Here is a 15,365-nt window from a genome sequence, read left to right as displayed (position 1 = left end):
TTCAATTACCTCACTGAGTTTTTTCAGCCGCGAGTTTTTGCACCCAAGGGCGATGACTCTCTTTGCTGATAATTTCGTTACGGAAGCGCACCATCGTTACCGCGCCAAAGAAGAACGCAAAACCAAAAATGTTTAGCAGCAACGGCCAAAGCATATTGGATGAGATGGATGGTTTTTCAAATTTGGTGATTGTCGCGCCTTGGTGAAGCGTATTCCACCACTCAACAGAGAAGTGGATAATCGGTAGGTTGACCACACCAACGATTGCCAAAATACCCGCAGCTTTTGCCGCTGTCTTTTGATCGTCAAACGCGTGGTAAAGTGCAATAACACCAAGGTATAAGAATAGAAGAATAAGTTCAGAGGTTAGACGAGCATCCCATACCCACCAAGTGCCCCACATAGGTTTACCCCAAACGGCACCCGTTAACAGAGCAATAAAGGTAAATACCGCACCAATAGGCGCCATGGCCAGTGCTGCCATGTCAGATAGACGTACTTGCCAAACCAAGCCGATAAATGCAGCTATAGCCATCGACATGTACACGCCCATAGACCAAATAGCCGAAGGTACGTGGATGTAAATGATTCGGAAACTATCGCCTTGCTGGTAATCCGAAGGTGCAAATGCGAGCCCCCAGACGGTACCAACCGATAGGCATACGAGGGCCAATACAGAAAACCAAGGAAGAAACTTACCGCTCAGGTGATAAGCTGCTTCTGGCTTGGCATAAGGATGTAGCCATTTCCACATGTTAAGTTCTCACTCTTACTTCAGGGACACTGTCCAGAGGGTCGAGACCGTAGCAGTGCTTTAATAATAATTCTTTGATCAAACGTCGCTAAACGCGCACTTTACTGAGTTAGTTAACACTAACTCTCAATGCTGCGCTGATGGCGAATGGTGTGAGAGTGACAGCCCCCATCAACATTGCGCCTAAAATCGCTAATTGCCCGTTATACGCCATACCCAGTGCTGCGGCATCAATCGCGGACGTAGCGAAAATTAGAATTGGGATGTAAAGCGGGAGAATTAGCAAACTTAGAAGAACGCCGCCTTTTTGTAACCCAACAGTCAGTGCTACACCAATAGCACCGATAAAACTCAACGTCGGTGTACCGATGACCAATGTCAGCACAACAGACAGCCAAGTATTAAAATCAAGAGATAATAGAATCGCCAACAATGGACTGATTAAGATCAGAGGCAATCCCGTTAACAACCAGTGAGCTATGACCTTGGAAATCACAACAAGTTGCAGTGGGATCGGCATTAGCATCATTTGCTCAAGCGCACCATCTTGATAATCATCACGGAATAGACGTTCTAATGATAATAAGGCGGATAGCAACGCAGCAACCCAAACAATGCCTGCTGCAATACGTGCTAACAAATTAGGCTCTGGACCGATGCTAAGAGGGAAAAGTGTGATAACAATGATGAAAAACCACAAAGGGTTCAAGATGTCTGCTTGACGGCGAAATGCAATCAAAAGCTCGCGGCGGATAATGGTCGACATTGCCGAAATCATATTAGTCACCCAGTTTTATTTTTCTAAGTTTCGGGCTGTCTGCAAACATATCTTGGTGTGTCGTTAAAATCACAATGCCACCATTGTCTGCATGATTTGCAAACAACGATTCAAGCACCTTCACACCTTGCTTATCGATTGCAGTTAACGGTTCGTCCAAAATCCATAAAATTTGATTACTTAGCCACAGTCTTGCCAATGCAACGCGACGCTGCTGTCCTGCAGAAAGTTGTGCTACAGGCACATCTTCTCTGCCTGCAAGACCCACTTGGGTTAAAGCAGCAAAGATTTCTTCATCTGAGGAACGATTATTATGGATAGATTGGTAAAAGCGCAGGTTTTCAAACGCAGTAAGTTCGCGTTTAACGCCAGTTTGATGCCCTAGGAACAAAAGGTCCTGATGGAAAACATCACGAGACTTTTCAACCTCTTCGCCTTTCCATTTGATGATGCCTTCTTCTCTGTCCCCTAACCCTGTCACAATACGCAGCAATGTGGTTTTGCCTGTACCGTTACGTCCTTCAATCTGGACCAACTCTCCAGGTTTAATTTCGAATTGCAGGTTTTCAAACAGGACCCTGTCATCACGGATCGCAGTTAGGTTAGAGACTTCTAACATAGGGCTTCAACTAAAAAATGAACGAGTCGCTATATTAGCACAGCTTAGTTGTGACAAAACAGGATAAGAAAGCGATGATGTATGTAAGTTCGTGAGTTTTTGTTAACTTATAGTCACATTTTAATAAAAATAACCATAAGTGATTATAAGTTTTTATTTTAAAAATAAAAAAAGAAGCCGAAGCTTCTTTTTTCATTCTTTATCGACGTCGTCCACGAGGTGGGTATGTCGGATCATCTGATGGTTGACCGCTAAGTGGAGGGATCTTCTCTTGACCTGCCAGTTTTTTCTGCAGAGAAAGCATCAATTCTGCTTCTGCTTTTGGCAATTCACACTCTTCAATCAACTCATTGATGTCAGCGCCAAGTTGAACCATTTTAGAAGCACGGCTGTACAAACGACCATCTGTATCTGCGTGCTCAAGTTCACGAATGCGCTCATTAAGATGTTGAATCACATCTTGTTGCTCAGTGACCTTTTGACCTAAACCAACGACCACTGAACGCACTTCCAACAATTGCTTGTTTAGCTTTTGCACTTCTTTTTCTGCGTGACGTGCTTGCGCACGCTGCTGGTCCATTTGCTTTTGCAGACCCGCACGAACGCGAATTTGCAACAAAAGCAAAATCAAGAAGGCAAATGCTAGACCGCCCACTAAGAGCGGTAAAGATAGGAAGGTTTCGTCAGCCATGATTCATCAGCCAATTATAGGTGAGCCATCTCATCCCATTCGTCATCAGTTAGCAGCTTGTTCAGATCAACAAGAATAAGTAGCTTGCCATCACGGTTGCTTACACCCTGGATGAATTTCGCGCTTTCGTCCGTACCTACAGAAGGCGTAGTGTCGATCTCAGAAGAACGTAGGTAAACAACTTCAGCGACGCTATCTACTAAGATACCGATAACTTGACGCTCAGACTCAATCACGATGATGCGAGTGTTGTCAGTAACTTCACCTTCCATCAAACCAAAACGTGAACGTGTATCGATAACCGTTACGACATTACCACGTAGGTTGATAATACCCAGTACGTAATCTGGCGCACCTGGAACCGGAGCGATTTCTGTGTAGCGAAGAACTTCGCGAACTTGCATTACATTAATGCCGTACGTTTCTTCTTCTAGTTGGAACGTCACCCACTGAAGAACTTCGTCGTTCGATGTATCTTTCTTCACTTCTACTTCAAAAGCTTGAGACATAGTTAATCCTCGTAATTGTCGTTCCCGACCAAAAATCTAATTCAGTGATTTTACATCTAAACCAGCGTTTAGCATGTCTATAAGTGCTTGGACATGAATTAAAGCACACATTTTTTCTTTCACCATGCCCGCTAGCCAAGGGCGCTTACCTGCTTGTTCACGCCAACGGACTTTGTCGATATTGAGTGTCTCAGTACCCATTAATTGGTTACTTGCCAACCCCCACATGCTTTCACCAAGCATAACGACGTATTGGTAGTTATCTTTGTACTCTTCGTCATGAAGCTTATCAGCCATCACCCACCTCGCAGTGTCGACAACATCAAATTGTTGCTCACGACTGGTTTGCAAACCTAGGTACCATGCAGGACGACCTATCAAATGGTTCAGTTCCGTAATTTGATGGATACCACCGAGCTCATCAAGTGGAACGGCAAACGTCACACCATTAACATCAAAGTACAGCACCTGAAAATCTTCGCTACGTTGCGTGCTTTCCCAAGTGTTTGGCAACAATGAGCCTGTTTCCGTTTCCAGTTCGGCTTCTGTCTCAATGTGCTGTTCGACTTCCACATCGGCTTCAACGTCAACTTCAGGCTCAAACGCTTCAGTTTCAGGTTGAGTCCAAACTGGTTCTGGCTGCTCGGTCTCAACAGCAGGAATCAATTCTTCTTCGATATCCCACTCTTGAATTTCATCCACGGCAACTGCCGCAGCTTCGATTTCAATTTCTGGTTCGATTGATTTAGCTTCGGCTGCGATATCAATCGTGTTTTGATCCAAAATGTCATCGATATCCAACTCAGCCACTACATTGGTGGATTCCAGCTGGCTTAACAATCGTTGAACGTCTTCCAAATTAGGCGCTTCTAACTCAGGTGAGTAAGTATCGCTGTATTGGTACGACTCTGGTTCCGCGTATTGTATTTGTAATTTTGGCTCTGGCTCTGGCTCTGGCTCTGGCTCTGGCTCTGGCTCTGGCTCTGGCTCTGGCTCTGGCTCTGGCTCTGGCTCTGGCTCTGGCTCTGGCTCTGGCTCTGGCTCTGGCTCTGGCTCTGCAGATGATAGTTCTTGAGCGAGTAAGTCAAGCTCTTCTTCTTGCTCAATGACCTCGACCTCTTCGCCAAGCAATGCGCTGAAGTAATCATCGAGCGCCTGTTCACTGGAAAGTACGTCGTTATTGCTCATCGAACGCCAACCTCTCCAAGTAAATCAGCAGTTGCTTGTAAGCAAACACACCACGACTACCAGAAGCAAAGTGTGATGCTGGTAAATGCTTTAAGCTTGCATCACGGAATTTCGTGTCAATCGGCACCGCAGAAGTCCATACCTGATTCGGATAATCTTTCTTAAGCTGAGTCAGTGTCTGCAACGAAGCTCTTGTGCGCTTATCGTACATGGTTGGTACGATCGTCACTTTAAAGCCACCTGGACGAGACTTCTGCATAATGGTCAAAGTGCGCATCATACGCTCAAGACCTTTCATCGCTAAGAACTCAGTTTGAACAGGGATAAGGATACGATCACTCGCTGCTAGCGCATTGACCATCATTACGCCAAGAATCGGCGGGCAGTCGATCAACACATAGTCATAATCTTCTGCTACGGCTTGAAGCGCTCGTTTTAAGATCAAGCCCATGCCGCTGCGGTTTCCCATCACACGGTCAAGCGTTGCAAGTGACATATGTGCCGGGATGATGTCCATTCCTTCAAGTTCAGTCTCCACGATTAACGGCTTTACTGTTTCACGTGAAAACGTCTTCAATTGGAACAAATCAAACAAGCTCGACGTTACTGCATCCGGATCATAACCAAGGTAAGTCGTCAGTGACGCATGAGGGTCTGTATCAACCATCAATACACGATGACCTTTTTGGCTCAATAGCCCAGCCAACGTCACAGTTGATGTCGTTTTCCCTACCCCACCTTTTTGGTTAGCAACACTCCAAACGATCATGATCTTTCCTACGCTAAGCCCACTTCTACCAACATGCGTTCCGCAATGCGGTCGAGAGGTAAATCTTCTGTAGAGATGCCCGCTTTCGCAACCGCTTGTGGCATACCGTAAACCACACAACTATCTTCATCTTGAGCCCAAATTGTTGAGCCTGCTGATTTCAACATGCGTGCGCCTTCACGACCGTCAGCCCCCATACCTGTCAGTACCATCGACAATACTTTGTCACCGTATACTTTTGCAGCAGAGCCAAACGTAACATCCACACAAGGTTTGTAGTTCATGCGGTCGCCGCCATCGATAATGCGCAGACGAGCAGCACCTGCACGACCGTCGATCATCATTTGCTTACCGCCTGGCGCCAAATAGGCAACGCCAGCTTGCAATACATCACCATCTTGAGCTTCTTTTACTTGGATCTTACAAAGCGTATTTAAACGACTTGCAAAAGCAGCAGTAAAAGTAGCTGGCATATGTTGGATCAGCACAATTGGATGCGGATAGTTTACGGGTAAACGAGTCAGAATTTTTTGCAGAGCAACAGGACCACCAGTGGAAGTACCGATAGCTGTTAACTGATATTTCTTACCTGAAGAGCGGTATTTTGCTGCCACAGGGCGACTTGCAGTTGCTGCGGCAGGCGCAGTATTGCGTGATGCTAATGGGCGAGTTGTTGAGCTCGGTGCAGTCGCAGCAGGTTTCGCCATTGGGCGACGCATAAATGCGCGCTTAGAAGCAATTTGAATGACACGTTGTTGGAGTAGCGATACCGCTTCATCACGGTTACGAGCAATATCTTCAAATTTCTTCGGTAAGAAGTCCAATGCACCAGCGTCTAGTGCGTCAAGCGTAGCCTTCGCCCCATCATGAGTCAGGGACGAAAACATTAGGATTGGCGTAGGAGACGTAGCCATAATTTCACGCACGGCAGTAATACCGTCCATGACTGGCATTTCAATATCCATAGTGATGACGTCAGGTTTTAGAGTTTTGGCTTTCTCAACCGCCTCTCTGCCATTAACCGCAACGTCTATCACTTCTAGGCGCGATTCTGAGTTGATGATTTCGCTAACGCGACGACGGAAAAAACTCGAATCATCAACGACTAGTACTTTAATCGCCATCTTATTCCTTTTTTCAACTCCAGCTTCGCTTAAATGCGCGAAGCTGCAGCGTATTGCTTAAGTAGATCTGGCACATCAAGAATCAATGCGATGTGACCGTCACTGGTAATCGTTGCACCTGCCATACCTGGCGTGCCTTGCAATAGGTTATCCAGTGGTTTGATAACCACTTCTTCTTGACCAATCAATGTATCCACCACAAAGCCGACACGTTGGCTACCAATTTGAACGATAACAACATGACCATGACCAATGCGCTCTTCTACACGTGGCGACTTAGAAGCTAACCAGTTTTGTAGGTAGAACAGTGGGATAGACTTATCACGTACGATAATGGTTAGTTGACCATCAACAACGTTGGTACGGCTAAGATCTAAGTGGAAGATTTCATTAACCGATGCAAGAGGCAGTGCGAACGGATGACCGCCAACACCAACCATTAGTGTTGGTAGGATCGCAAGCGTCAGTGGTACTTTGATGGTGATCTTAGTGCCTTTACCTAATTCTGAATCGATATCGATAGAACCGTTCAAGGTGTTGATCGCCGTCTTAACCACGTCCATACCTACACCACGACCAGAGATATCAGAAATCTTCTCTTTGCTCGAGAAGCCTGGTGCAAAAATGAGGTTGAAACACTCTTTATCCGACAAGCGTGCTGCTGCGTCTTCATCCATCATGCCGCGTTTTACTGCGATACCACGGAGTTTATTTGGATCCATACCGCCGCCATCGTCAACGATAGCCAGTTCAATATGGTCACCTTCTTGCGATGCAGACAGAATCACTTTACCAGTACGAGATTTACCCGCTTTCGCGCGGTCGTCTGGCATTTCGATACCATGGTCAACCGAGTTACGCACCAAGTGGATCAATGGATCTGCAAGTGCTTCTACTAGGTTTTTATCAAGATCGGTTTCTTCACCGCGCATTTCAAGCACGATGTCTTTATTTAGGTTACGCGCCAAGTCACGAACAACGCGTGGGAAGCGACCAAACACTTTCTTGATTGGCTGCATACGCGTTTTCATTACCGCACCTTGAAGGTCCGCGGTAACAACATCTAGGTTTGCTACTGCTTTCGACATTTCTTCGTCGTTGCTATTCAAACCAAGACTTAGTAGACGGTTACGCACCAATACAAGCTCACCCACCATGTTCATGATGGTGTCTAGAGTTGAAGTATCAACACGCACTGTTGCTTCTGCTTGTGGTTTCTTAACCGCAGGCGCTGCTGCTTTTGCTTCTTCTTTTACTGCAACCGGTTTTGCTTCTGGCTTAGGTGCCGGAGCTGGCGCTGGAGAAGGCGCAGCCGCTACTGGAGCAGGCTGAGGTGCTGGAGCTGCTTTTGGCGCTTCAGGCGTAATATTTTCTGATGCTGGTTTAGTCGCAAAATCTAACTCTTCGATAGATGGACCTTTACCCGAACCATGTAATTCGTCGAGAAGTTTTTCAAACTCTTCATCGGTCATCAGATCGCCGTCAGTTGATGCTGACGCAGTAGGAGCAGCAGGCTCTGGCGCTTTAGGCGTTTCTACTGGTGCCACTTCTGATGCCGACGGGCTCTTACCTACGCCATGCAGCTCGTCAAGAAGACGTTCAAATTCATCATCAGTGATATCACCACTGTCTAATGAAGGTGCACTTACTGGCGTTGGAGCCACTGGTGCTGCTGGCGCAGATGCACCCGGAGCAGAACCTTTACCGTGTAACTCATCCAGCAGTTTCTCAAACTCGTCTTGAGTGATTTCATCAACAGAACCCACGCTAGAAGGTGCTGCTTCTACTGGCGCTGCTGGTTGTTCGATAACTGGCTCTGGAATAACTGGTTCTGGCTCAGCAACTGGCACTTCAACCGCCGCAACGACTTCGTCTTCAGACTCAGGTTTGCATAAACGATGAAGTTCTTCCAACAGTGCAGGATCGGCTGCATCCAGTGGTTCACGGTCTTGAACCGCTTGGAACTGATGGTTAACCGTATCAAGCGCTTTTAGCATGGTGTCCATCAAACTTGGCGTGACTGAACGCTGACCGTTTCGCAATACGTCGAACACGTTCTCAGCACCGTGACAAGTGTCAACCAGCTCTGCCAATGATAGGAAGCCTGCACCACCTTTTACAGTGTGAAAGCCGCGGAAAATCGCGTTTAGGAGATCTTTGTCTTCTGGATTATTTTCCAGTTCAACCAACTGCTCAGACAGCAGCTCAAGAATTTCCCCAGCCTCAATTAGAAAGTCCTGAAGAATATCTTCGTCTAAATCGTAGCTCATACGTTACCTTTAAAATCCAAGACTGGACAACAAGTCATCGACTTCGTCCTGCGATGAAACCGCATCTTCCCTGAGTTCAGGGTGAAGAATCGGGCCTTCTGCTTCGCTTGATTGTTTAATCTTTTTATCTGACGGTTCTGGCAAAACTTGAGTCTGTTCTTCTGGTTTATTTCCAGAAAACACGGTCAAGATCTCAACCAGGCGATCTTCCACTTCATTGACAAGCGTGATCACGCGGCGAATGATTTGACCCGTTAAGTCTTGGAAGTCTTGTGCCATAAGAATTTCGGTCAGCTGACCGCGCAATTCAGTGCTATCGCCTTCGACTTGAACTAACAGCCCATCGATACGGTGGCAAAGTGCTTTGAAATCGCTTAATTCGATGCGTCCGTGCATGAGTTCGTTCCACTGAGGGCGAACTTGTTGAAGGCACTCATGCAGGTTGTCGGCGATAGGTAAGCAGCAATCAACCGCGTCCATCGTTTTATTCGCTGCCAACTCAGTTTTATCAATCACGTATTGCAGACGGTCCCTTGCGTCCGGGATTTCCGCTTTCGCAATTTCTGTCATGCGTTGATCGATGTTGAAGTGCTTAAGTGAATCATGAAGGTCGCGGGTTAATGTTCCGATTTCTTTTAGCATCGGATTCCCATCGCTTTCATATATCGAGGCAACAAGCTCATTGGCTTGGTCCTGTTCCCCGTTTTCTAGCATCTGAACGAGCGACTTCGCCTGCTCTAGTGAGATCATCCTGAATAGACCCTTTTTTACGTTTAGTTCTTTCTTATCGCTTTTTAAACGTCAAGCGAGCCACCCTTTAGTAGTAGGTATTAGAAGTGATGACTCGATTAACAAAGAGAAAGAGAGAGTTATAAACGTTCGAAAATTTTATCTAATTTTTCTTTAAGCGTTGCAGCTGTAAATGGCTTAACGATGTAGCCGTTAACGCCTGCTTGCGCTGCTTCGATGATCTGCTCACGCTTTGCTTCCGCTGTGATCATTAGCACAGGCAAGTGCTTCAGTTCAGCGTCAGCACGGATGTGTTTCAGCAAGTCGATGCCTTGCATACCTGGCATGTTCCAGTCGGTTACAACAAAGTCGAAGTCACCTTTTTTCAGCATAGGTAATGCAGTTAAACCATCGTCCGCTTCTTGAGTGTTATTGAAACCCAAGTCACGAAGCAGGTTTTTAACAATACGGCGCATTGTTGAGAAATCATCAACAATAAGGATCTTCATGTTTTTATTCAAAATTGCCTCCACTGAATCGTAAAATCAGTGTGTTTAGTCATTTTGTGTCCACGCACTGAGCTTGGTGCGTAAACGTTGCATCGCTTGACTCAGTATTTGGCTTACGCGAGATTCGCTCACACCCAACACATCGCCAATCTCTTTCAAATTGAGTTCTTCGTCATAATAAAGCGAAAGTACTAAAGCTTCACGCTCTGGAAGCTGTTTTATTGATTCAACCAGTGCTTTTCTGAACGATTCATCAGCTACGCCCTTAAACGGGTTGCTGTCATCGGTCTCATCAGCCGGTGAAATCACATCATCAGAGACGCCTAAATCTTCAATTCCCACTAATTTTGAACAGTTTATATCGGTAAGAGCACTATGATATTGGTCTAGTGTCATACCAAGATGCGCTGCTACTTCAGCATCAGATGGGTCGCGATTTAGTACACCTTCCAGCTCTGCGATCGCTTGGTTAATTTCGCGATTGTTCTTATGAACAGAACGAGGTACCCAGTCGCCTTTGCGAATGTCATCTAACATTGCACCGCGAATACGGATACCCGCATAAGTTTCAAAGCTCGCACCTTTAGAACCATCATAATTCTGCTGAGCTTCGATAAGACCGATCATGCCGGCCTGAATTAAATCCTCTACCTGAACACTCGGCGGTAAACGGCCTAACAGGTGGTGAGCAATACGCTTAACCAACACCGAGTAACGTTCAATGAACGCCTGCTGGCTATTAAATTTGCCATGTTGGTTATAGGTAATCGCTTTATTCACCAAAAGGGTCCTCTGCGAATTCAGTACGATTTAGCAACCTTTCCACAAAAAACTCTAGGTGTCCACTTGGTGTTTTAGGTAGTGGCCACGTTAGTGCTTTGTTCGCTAATGAGCTGATCGCTAAAGCCGCAGGAGAACGTGGGAATGCGTCCACAACGATCTTCTGTCTTTTCACGGCTTGACGTACTTTGTCATCCAATGGAATACATGCTACGAGTTCAAGGCTGACATTCAAGAAGCGCTCTGTGACTAGAGTCAACTTTGCGAATAATTCTCTGCCTTCACGGTAGCTTCTGACCATATTTGCAACAACTTTGAAGCGCTGAACCTGGTGTTCTTTACTCAACAGCTTGATTAATGCATATGCATCAGTGATTGAAGTTGGCTCATCGCAAACCACAACCACAACATCTTGAGCTGCTCGTGAAAAGCTAATCACCATGTCAGAAATGCCCGCAGCTGTATCAATCAACAGTACGTCCATTTCCTCTTCAAGACTACCAAATGCACGGATGAGTCCAGCATGTTGAGCGTGAGACAGCTCAGTCATGCTTTGTGTGCCAGAAGTTGCAGGGACTATCTTTATACCATAAGGGCCTTCAACAATCGCATCTTTTAGCTCACATTCACCCGCAAGGACATGCCCTAGGTTACGTTTTGAACGAATTCCGAGCATAACGTCCACATTAGCTAGACCTAAATCTGCGTCGAGAACCATCACTTTTTTGCCTTGGCGTGCCATGCAGATCGCCAGACCCAGTGTTACGTTTGATTTACCCACACCACCTTTGCCGCCAGTAACAGCGATTACTTTAGTCAATGATGGTTGTGTTAAGCGACGGAGGCCGCTTGCTTGATCGTGTATCATATTCTCAGTCATAGTAGTCCGCCGCCCTAGAGTCCTTCGTTATCACTATTCCAAAAGTGAGGTTCGTTCTCTGTCGACTTCTCTAACAGTTCATTTGCTTTCGCAATCATGTATTTTGGTTGTGCTATCACAATGTCTTCTGGTACGCGCTGACCGTTGGCAATGTATGCCACTGGCATCGCGTTCTGAATCACCACGCTGATGAATTCGCCTAGACTTAACGACTCGTCAAGCTTAGTCAAAATACAACCCGACAGCGGAATGCGTCGGAAGTGATCCAGAGTTTCCTGCAGAACTCGACGTTGTGCAGTAGCTGGCAAAACAAGGTAGCTGTGAATCACTTCTCCGCTTTCTTGCATTAAGGTATCGAGCTGCTCAGAGAGTCTTACGTCTCGTTGCCCCATCCCTGCCGTATCGACCAAAATCAGTCTTCTGTTTCGTAGCTGATATATAACATCGGCTAACTCGTTAGAATCTTTAGCAACTCTTACAGGACAACCCATAATTCTTCCATAAATTGAGAGCTGCTCATGTGCACCTATACGATATGTGTCCGTTGTCACAAGGGCAACATTATCGGCACCAAACTCCATTGCCGCACGTGCCGCTAACTTAGCCACCGTAGTCGTTTTACCCACTCCTGTTGGACCAAGTAATGCGACGACACCGCCACGCTTCAGAATGTCTTGTTTCGGAATGTTGATCTGATCCGCCACAAGAGACAGCAGTGCTTTCCACGCTCGCGCTGGTTTCGTATCTTCTGGAATGTAGCAAGCCATTTGGTCGGCAAGTTCAGGTGAAACACCCATACGCTCCAAACGCTTAATCAGCATTGCTCTTAATGGCTCGCGGCGTTCTACCTCTTGCCACATCAAACCCGACACTTGATGTTCCAACAAACGACGAATCGACGTCATCTCTTCACGCATGTTCTCTAGCTCATCGGCAGAGTCATCGCGTTCATCCGATGGACGGCGACGGTCATAGCGCGTTGGATCCAACTTAGGAGTTGGGCGGTCAAATCGGTTGTCTTGCGCAATCAGTTTCGCCAGTGGCGAGTCTGGTTGGTAAGGCGCAGGTTTCTCTTGGTTATAGCTTTCACGGTGCTTATTTTGGCGCTGCAGCAATGCGGACAAAGAATCTTCATTCTCTGCGACATGGTCATCTGACTCGGCTGCACCGCTGCTGTATTGCTTGAGCATGTTCGCGAAACGTTGCGTCATTGAGCCTGATTTATCTTTGTTCGCGTTTAGGCTAATTCTGTCATCATCTAAACGGCGATCTTGGAAACGCTCTGAAGCAGATGACGGCATTTGACGTTGTTCGCTATAACGATTTGATTGAGCTGCGCCACGGTTAGGAAGCGATTGCGCTTGTGAGGTTGGTGCTGCGTTAGACTCACCGTCAATCGCTGCAACGATCTCTACACCGCCCGCCACTTTCTTGTTCGACATGATCACCGCTTCTGCGCCAAGTTCTTCTTTCACTTGGAGCAACGCAGTTCGCATGTCTTTGGCAAAAAATCGTTTAATTTTCAAACTATGAATCCATTAATGATGCGAAGGGCTTAGTTGCCCACCGCTTGCACAATTCTGATCTGTTTCTCGTCCGGTATTTCTTGGTAAGACAGTACGCGGAGGTTAGGTATTGTGTTCTTAACGAACTTAGCCAGTGTTGAACGCAATACACCAGATGTCAGCAGAACCGCAGGTTCCCCTTTCAGTTCTTGCTCTTGTGTCGCTTGGCTCAGAGAGGACTGAAGTCGCTCTGCCAATCCCGGTTCGATACCGGCAGATTCGCCACCTGATGCCTGCATTGTTTGATGCAATATTTGTTCCAGTTCAGGTATAAGCGTTATCACTGGTAACTCTGGCTCTATACCATTGATTTCCTGAACAATTAGACGTTTCAAACTGATACGAACGGCAGCAGTCAAAATGTCAGGTTCTTGACTCTTGCTTGAGTACTCCGCCAAGGTTTGCACAATGGTTCGAATATCACGAATCGGAATGGCTTCGTTAAGTAAGTTTTGCAGTACTTTCACTACCACACCAAGCTGAAGTTGGTCTGGGACAAAATTCTCAACCAACTTAGGTGCACTGCGCCCTAGCATTTCCAATAGGTTCTGTACTTCTTCGTGACCAATCAATTGCGACGCGTTATTGGTAAGCAATTGGCTTAAATGCGTCGCTAGCACGGTTGAAGAGTCAACCACCGTGTAACCTAACGCTTGAGCATGTTCACGCTGCTCTTCACGAATCCAAACCGCTTCCAGACCGAATGCCGGGTCCATGGTTGGCTCACCTTCGATCATGCCGTAAACCTGTCCAGGGTTAATCGCCAGCTCTTGGTCTGGGCGAATTTCTGCCTCACCAACGGCAACTCCCATGAGCGTAATACGATAGCTATTAGGTGTCAGCTCAAGGTTGTCACGAATATGAACCGCAGGGATCAAGAAACCAAAATCTTGCGAAAGCTTCTTACGTACCCCTTTTACACGTTCTAGCAACTCTCCGCCTTGGTCACGGTCAACCAAAGGAATCAAACGGTACCCGACTTCTAGACCGATGATGTCGACGGGTTGCACATCATCCCAAGACAGTTCACGTTGAGAGATCGGCTCACTGCCATCTTCAGCTTTCGCTGGTAATGCTGGCTCTTTGGCTTTTTGTTTCTGTTTTTTGTCCAGCCAATAGGCACCACCACCCGCGATTGCCGCCAGTGACAAGAACGAGAAGTGCGGCATGCCCGGAACGATACCCATCACGCCAAGGATAGCAGCAGTAATCATCAATGCTTTTGGGTTGTCGAACATCTGAAAAATCAGCTGCTCACCCATATCTTCATCAGTATTTTGACGCGTTACCATCATCGCCGCAGCGATAGAAAGTAATAGCGATGGAATTTGCGCCACCAAGCCGTCACCAATGGTCAGCAAGGTATAGATTTGCATCGCTTCAGAGAAGCCCAAACCGTATTGCGCCATACCAATCGACAGACCGCCAATAATGTTGATAAACAGGATTAAGATACCTGCAATCGCATCACCTTTTACGAATTTTGACGCACCATCCATTGAACCGTAAAAGTCGGCTTCTTTGGTAACTTCAAAACGGCGTAAACGCGCTTGGTCTTGGTCAATCAAACCGGCGTTCAAGTCCGCATCGATCGCCATCTGCTTACCCGGTAAGGCATCCAAGGTAAAGCGAGCACTTACCTCAGAAATACGACCAGCACCTTTGGTAACAACCATAAAGTTAATGATCATCAAGATGAGGAAGACCACAAGACCGACGGCGTAGTTACCACCGATAACTACGTTACCAAACGCTTCGATAACGTTACCCGCAGCGTTACCCCCTTCATGACCATAAAGCAGTACCACACGAGTAGATGCAACGTTCAACGCCAGACGTAATAAGGTTGCAATAAGCAGCACCGTTGGGAAAGCCGCAAAGTCGAGTGGACGACGTGTGTAAACGGTCACTAACAACACCACCATGGCTAAGGCGATGTTAAAAGTGAAGAACAAATCCAACAGAAACGCTGGTATGGGTAGTACCACCATTGCAAGGGTGGCCAATACCATAACAGGCGCACCAATGGCAGGCATGGAGCGCTGTGGAATTCGTGGTAATTTATCTGCAAAAGGCAGGCTTAACTTCATACTGCGAGGTGTCTCAATCGGTCTGGAGCATCACGTTAGTACAAACATACTATTAGTATTACGCGACAGCTTTCGCCTAAAAGTTTAGGTATTGTTGTTGATTAGGGCGA

15 protein-coding genes are annotated in these 15,365 nt (G+C 46.6%); all 15 read right to left on the bottom strand.

The genetic code is table 11. From position 1 onward, the window contains the following. Positions 1-10: 10 nt before the first annotated feature. The 15 genes from NL647_RS18900 to flhA all read right to left on the bottom strand — a co-directional run bounded on the left by NL647_RS18900 (position 11) and on the right by flhA (position 15,255). Positions 11-754 (bottom strand): heme ABC transporter permease, encoded by a 744-nt coding sequence (locus NL647_RS18900; RefSeq protein WP_005447972.1) that lies wholly within the window; start codon positions 752-754, stop codon positions 11-13. Between the two features lie 109 nt (positions 755-863). Then, positions 864-1,532, bottom strand: a complete 669-nt coding sequence (ccmB, locus tag NL647_RS18895) for a heme exporter protein CcmB (protein WP_005447970.1) — start codon at positions 1,530-1,532, stop codon at positions 864-866. Between the two features lies 1 nt (position 1,533). Then, entirely contained in the window at positions 1,534-2,151 is a 618-nt protein-coding gene (gene ccmA, locus NL647_RS18890; RefSeq protein WP_005447968.1) for a cytochrome c biogenesis heme-transporting ATPase CcmA, read from the bottom strand. Between the two features lie 199 nt (positions 2,152-2,350). Continuing rightward, positions 2,351-2,842 carry a DUF2802 domain-containing protein gene (locus NL647_RS18885; RefSeq protein WP_005447967.1) on the bottom strand — a complete coding sequence of 164 codons (492 nt, stop codon included), beginning with the start codon at positions 2,840-2,842 and terminating at the stop codon, positions 2,351-2,353. Between the two features lie 14 nt (positions 2,843-2,856). Continuing rightward, positions 2,857-3,351: a chemotaxis protein CheW gene (locus NL647_RS18880; protein WP_005438733.1), complete on the bottom strand. Its 495-nt coding sequence runs from the start codon at positions 3,349-3,351 to the stop codon at positions 2,857-2,859. A gap of 36 nt (positions 3,352-3,387) precedes the next feature. Beyond that, the gene (locus NL647_RS18875) at positions 3,388-4,539 is read right to left on the bottom strand and encodes a chemotaxis protein CheW (protein ID WP_253650550.1); all 1,152 of its coding nucleotides are present in this window, start codon (positions 4,537-4,539) and stop codon (positions 3,388-3,390) included. Then, positions 4,529-5,308, bottom strand: a complete 780-nt coding sequence (locus tag NL647_RS18870; RefSeq protein ID WP_005448395.1) for a ParA family protein — start codon at positions 5,306-5,308, stop codon at positions 4,529-4,531. Before NL647_RS18870 ends, NL647_RS18875 begins: the two co-directional genes overlap by 11 nt. Before the next feature lie 8 nt (positions 5,309-5,316). Next, positions 5,317-6,432, bottom strand: a complete 1,116-nt coding sequence (locus NL647_RS18865) for a chemotaxis response regulator protein-glutamate methylesterase (RefSeq protein WP_253650549.1) — start codon at positions 6,430-6,432, stop codon at positions 5,317-5,319. 29 nt (positions 6,433-6,461) lie between these two features. Further along, positions 6,462-8,702, bottom strand: a complete 2,241-nt coding sequence (locus NL647_RS18860; RefSeq protein WP_017189312.1) for a chemotaxis protein CheA — start codon at positions 8,700-8,702, stop codon at positions 6,462-6,464. A 9-nt stretch (positions 8,703-8,711) separates the two neighbouring features. Continuing rightward, entirely contained in the window at positions 8,712-9,452 is a 741-nt protein-coding gene (locus NL647_RS18855; RefSeq protein ID WP_005448392.1) for a protein phosphatase CheZ, read from the bottom strand. Positions 9,453-9,571: 119 nt separating this feature from the next. Beyond that, complete coding sequence (cheY, locus tag NL647_RS18850) at positions 9,572-9,940, bottom strand: chemotaxis response regulator CheY (protein ID WP_017635949.1); 369 nt, start codon at positions 9,938-9,940, stop codon at positions 9,572-9,574. 45 nt (positions 9,941-9,985) lie between these two features. Continuing rightward, a complete protein-coding gene (locus NL647_RS18845; protein ID WP_005448391.1) occupies positions 9,986-10,720 on the bottom strand; it encodes an RNA polymerase sigma factor FliA in 735 nt (244 codons plus the stop codon). Next, complete coding sequence (locus NL647_RS18840; protein WP_009696006.1) at positions 10,713-11,600, bottom strand: MinD/ParA family protein; 888 nt, start codon at positions 11,598-11,600, stop codon at positions 10,713-10,715. The genes NL647_RS18845 and NL647_RS18840 overlap by 8 nt, the downstream gene beginning before the upstream one ends. 14 nt (positions 11,601-11,614) lie before the next feature. Continuing rightward, entirely contained in the window at positions 11,615-13,126 is a 1,512-nt protein-coding gene (flhF, locus tag NL647_RS18835; protein ID WP_005448389.1) for a flagellar biosynthesis protein FlhF, read from the bottom strand. A 29-nt stretch (positions 13,127-13,155) separates the two neighbouring features. Beyond that, a complete protein-coding gene (gene flhA / locus NL647_RS18830; RefSeq protein WP_005448388.1) occupies positions 13,156-15,255 on the bottom strand; it encodes a flagellar biosynthesis protein FlhA in 2,100 nt (699 codons plus the stop codon). Between the last annotated feature and the right edge of the window lie 110 nt (positions 15,256-15,365).

This window comes from Vibrio sp. Y29_XK_CS5 (genome assembly GCF_024181835.1).
Taxonomy (GTDB): domain Bacteria; phylum Pseudomonadota; class Gammaproteobacteria; order Enterobacterales; family Vibrionaceae; genus Vibrio; species Vibrio harveyi.
The sequence above is the reverse complement of the archived record's forward strand: the minus strand, read 5'-3'. Positions and strand labels throughout refer to the sequence as shown.

Bases quoted from the DNA above. Each gene is read 5' to 3' on its own strand.
- NL647_RS18860 (WP_017189312.1), bottom strand. From the start codon at position 8,702: ATGAGCTACGATTTAGACGAAGATATTCTTCAGGACTTTCTAATTGAG.
- NL647_RS18880 (WP_005438733.1), bottom strand. From the start codon at position 3,351: ATGTCTCAAGCTTTTGAAGTAGAAGTGAAGAAAGATACATCGAACGAC.
- cheY (WP_017635949.1), bottom strand. From the start codon at position 9,940: ATGAAGATCCTTATTGTTGATGATTTCTCAACAATGCGCCGTATTGTT.
- NL647_RS18840 (WP_009696006.1), bottom strand. From the start codon at position 11,600: ATGACTGAGAATATGATACACGATCAAGCAAGCGGCCTCCGTCGCTTA.
- NL647_RS18885 (WP_005447967.1), bottom strand. From the start codon at position 2,842: ATGGCTGACGAAACCTTCCTATCTTTACCGCTCTTAGTGGGCGGTCTA.
- NL647_RS18865 (WP_253650549.1), bottom strand. From the start codon at position 6,432: ATGGCGATTAAAGTACTAGTCGTTGATGATTCGAGTTTTTTCCGTCGT.
- ccmA (WP_005447968.1), bottom strand. From the start codon at position 2,151: ATGTTAGAAGTCTCTAACCTAACTGCGATCCGTGATGACAGGGTCCTG.
- NL647_RS18855 (WP_005448392.1), bottom strand. From the start codon at position 9,452: ATGATCTCACTAGAGCAGGCGAAGTCGCTCGTTCAGATGCTAGAAAAC.
- NL647_RS18875 (WP_253650550.1), bottom strand. From the start codon at position 4,539: ATGAGCAATAACGACGTACTTTCCAGTGAACAGGCGCTCGATGATTAC.
- NL647_RS18900 (WP_005447972.1), bottom strand. From the start codon at position 754: ATGTGGAAATGGCTACATCCTTATGCCAAGCCAGAAGCAGCTTATCAC.
- flhA (WP_005448388.1), bottom strand. From the start codon at position 15,255: ATGAAGTTAAGCCTGCCTTTTGCAGATAAATTACCACGAATTCCACAG.
- NL647_RS18870 (WP_005448395.1), bottom strand. From the start codon at position 5,308: ATGATCGTTTGGAGTGTTGCTAACCAAAAAGGTGGGGTAGGGAAAACG.
- ccmB (WP_005447970.1), bottom strand. From the start codon at position 1,532: ATGATTTCGGCAATGTCGACCATTATCCGCCGCGAGCTTTTGATTGCA.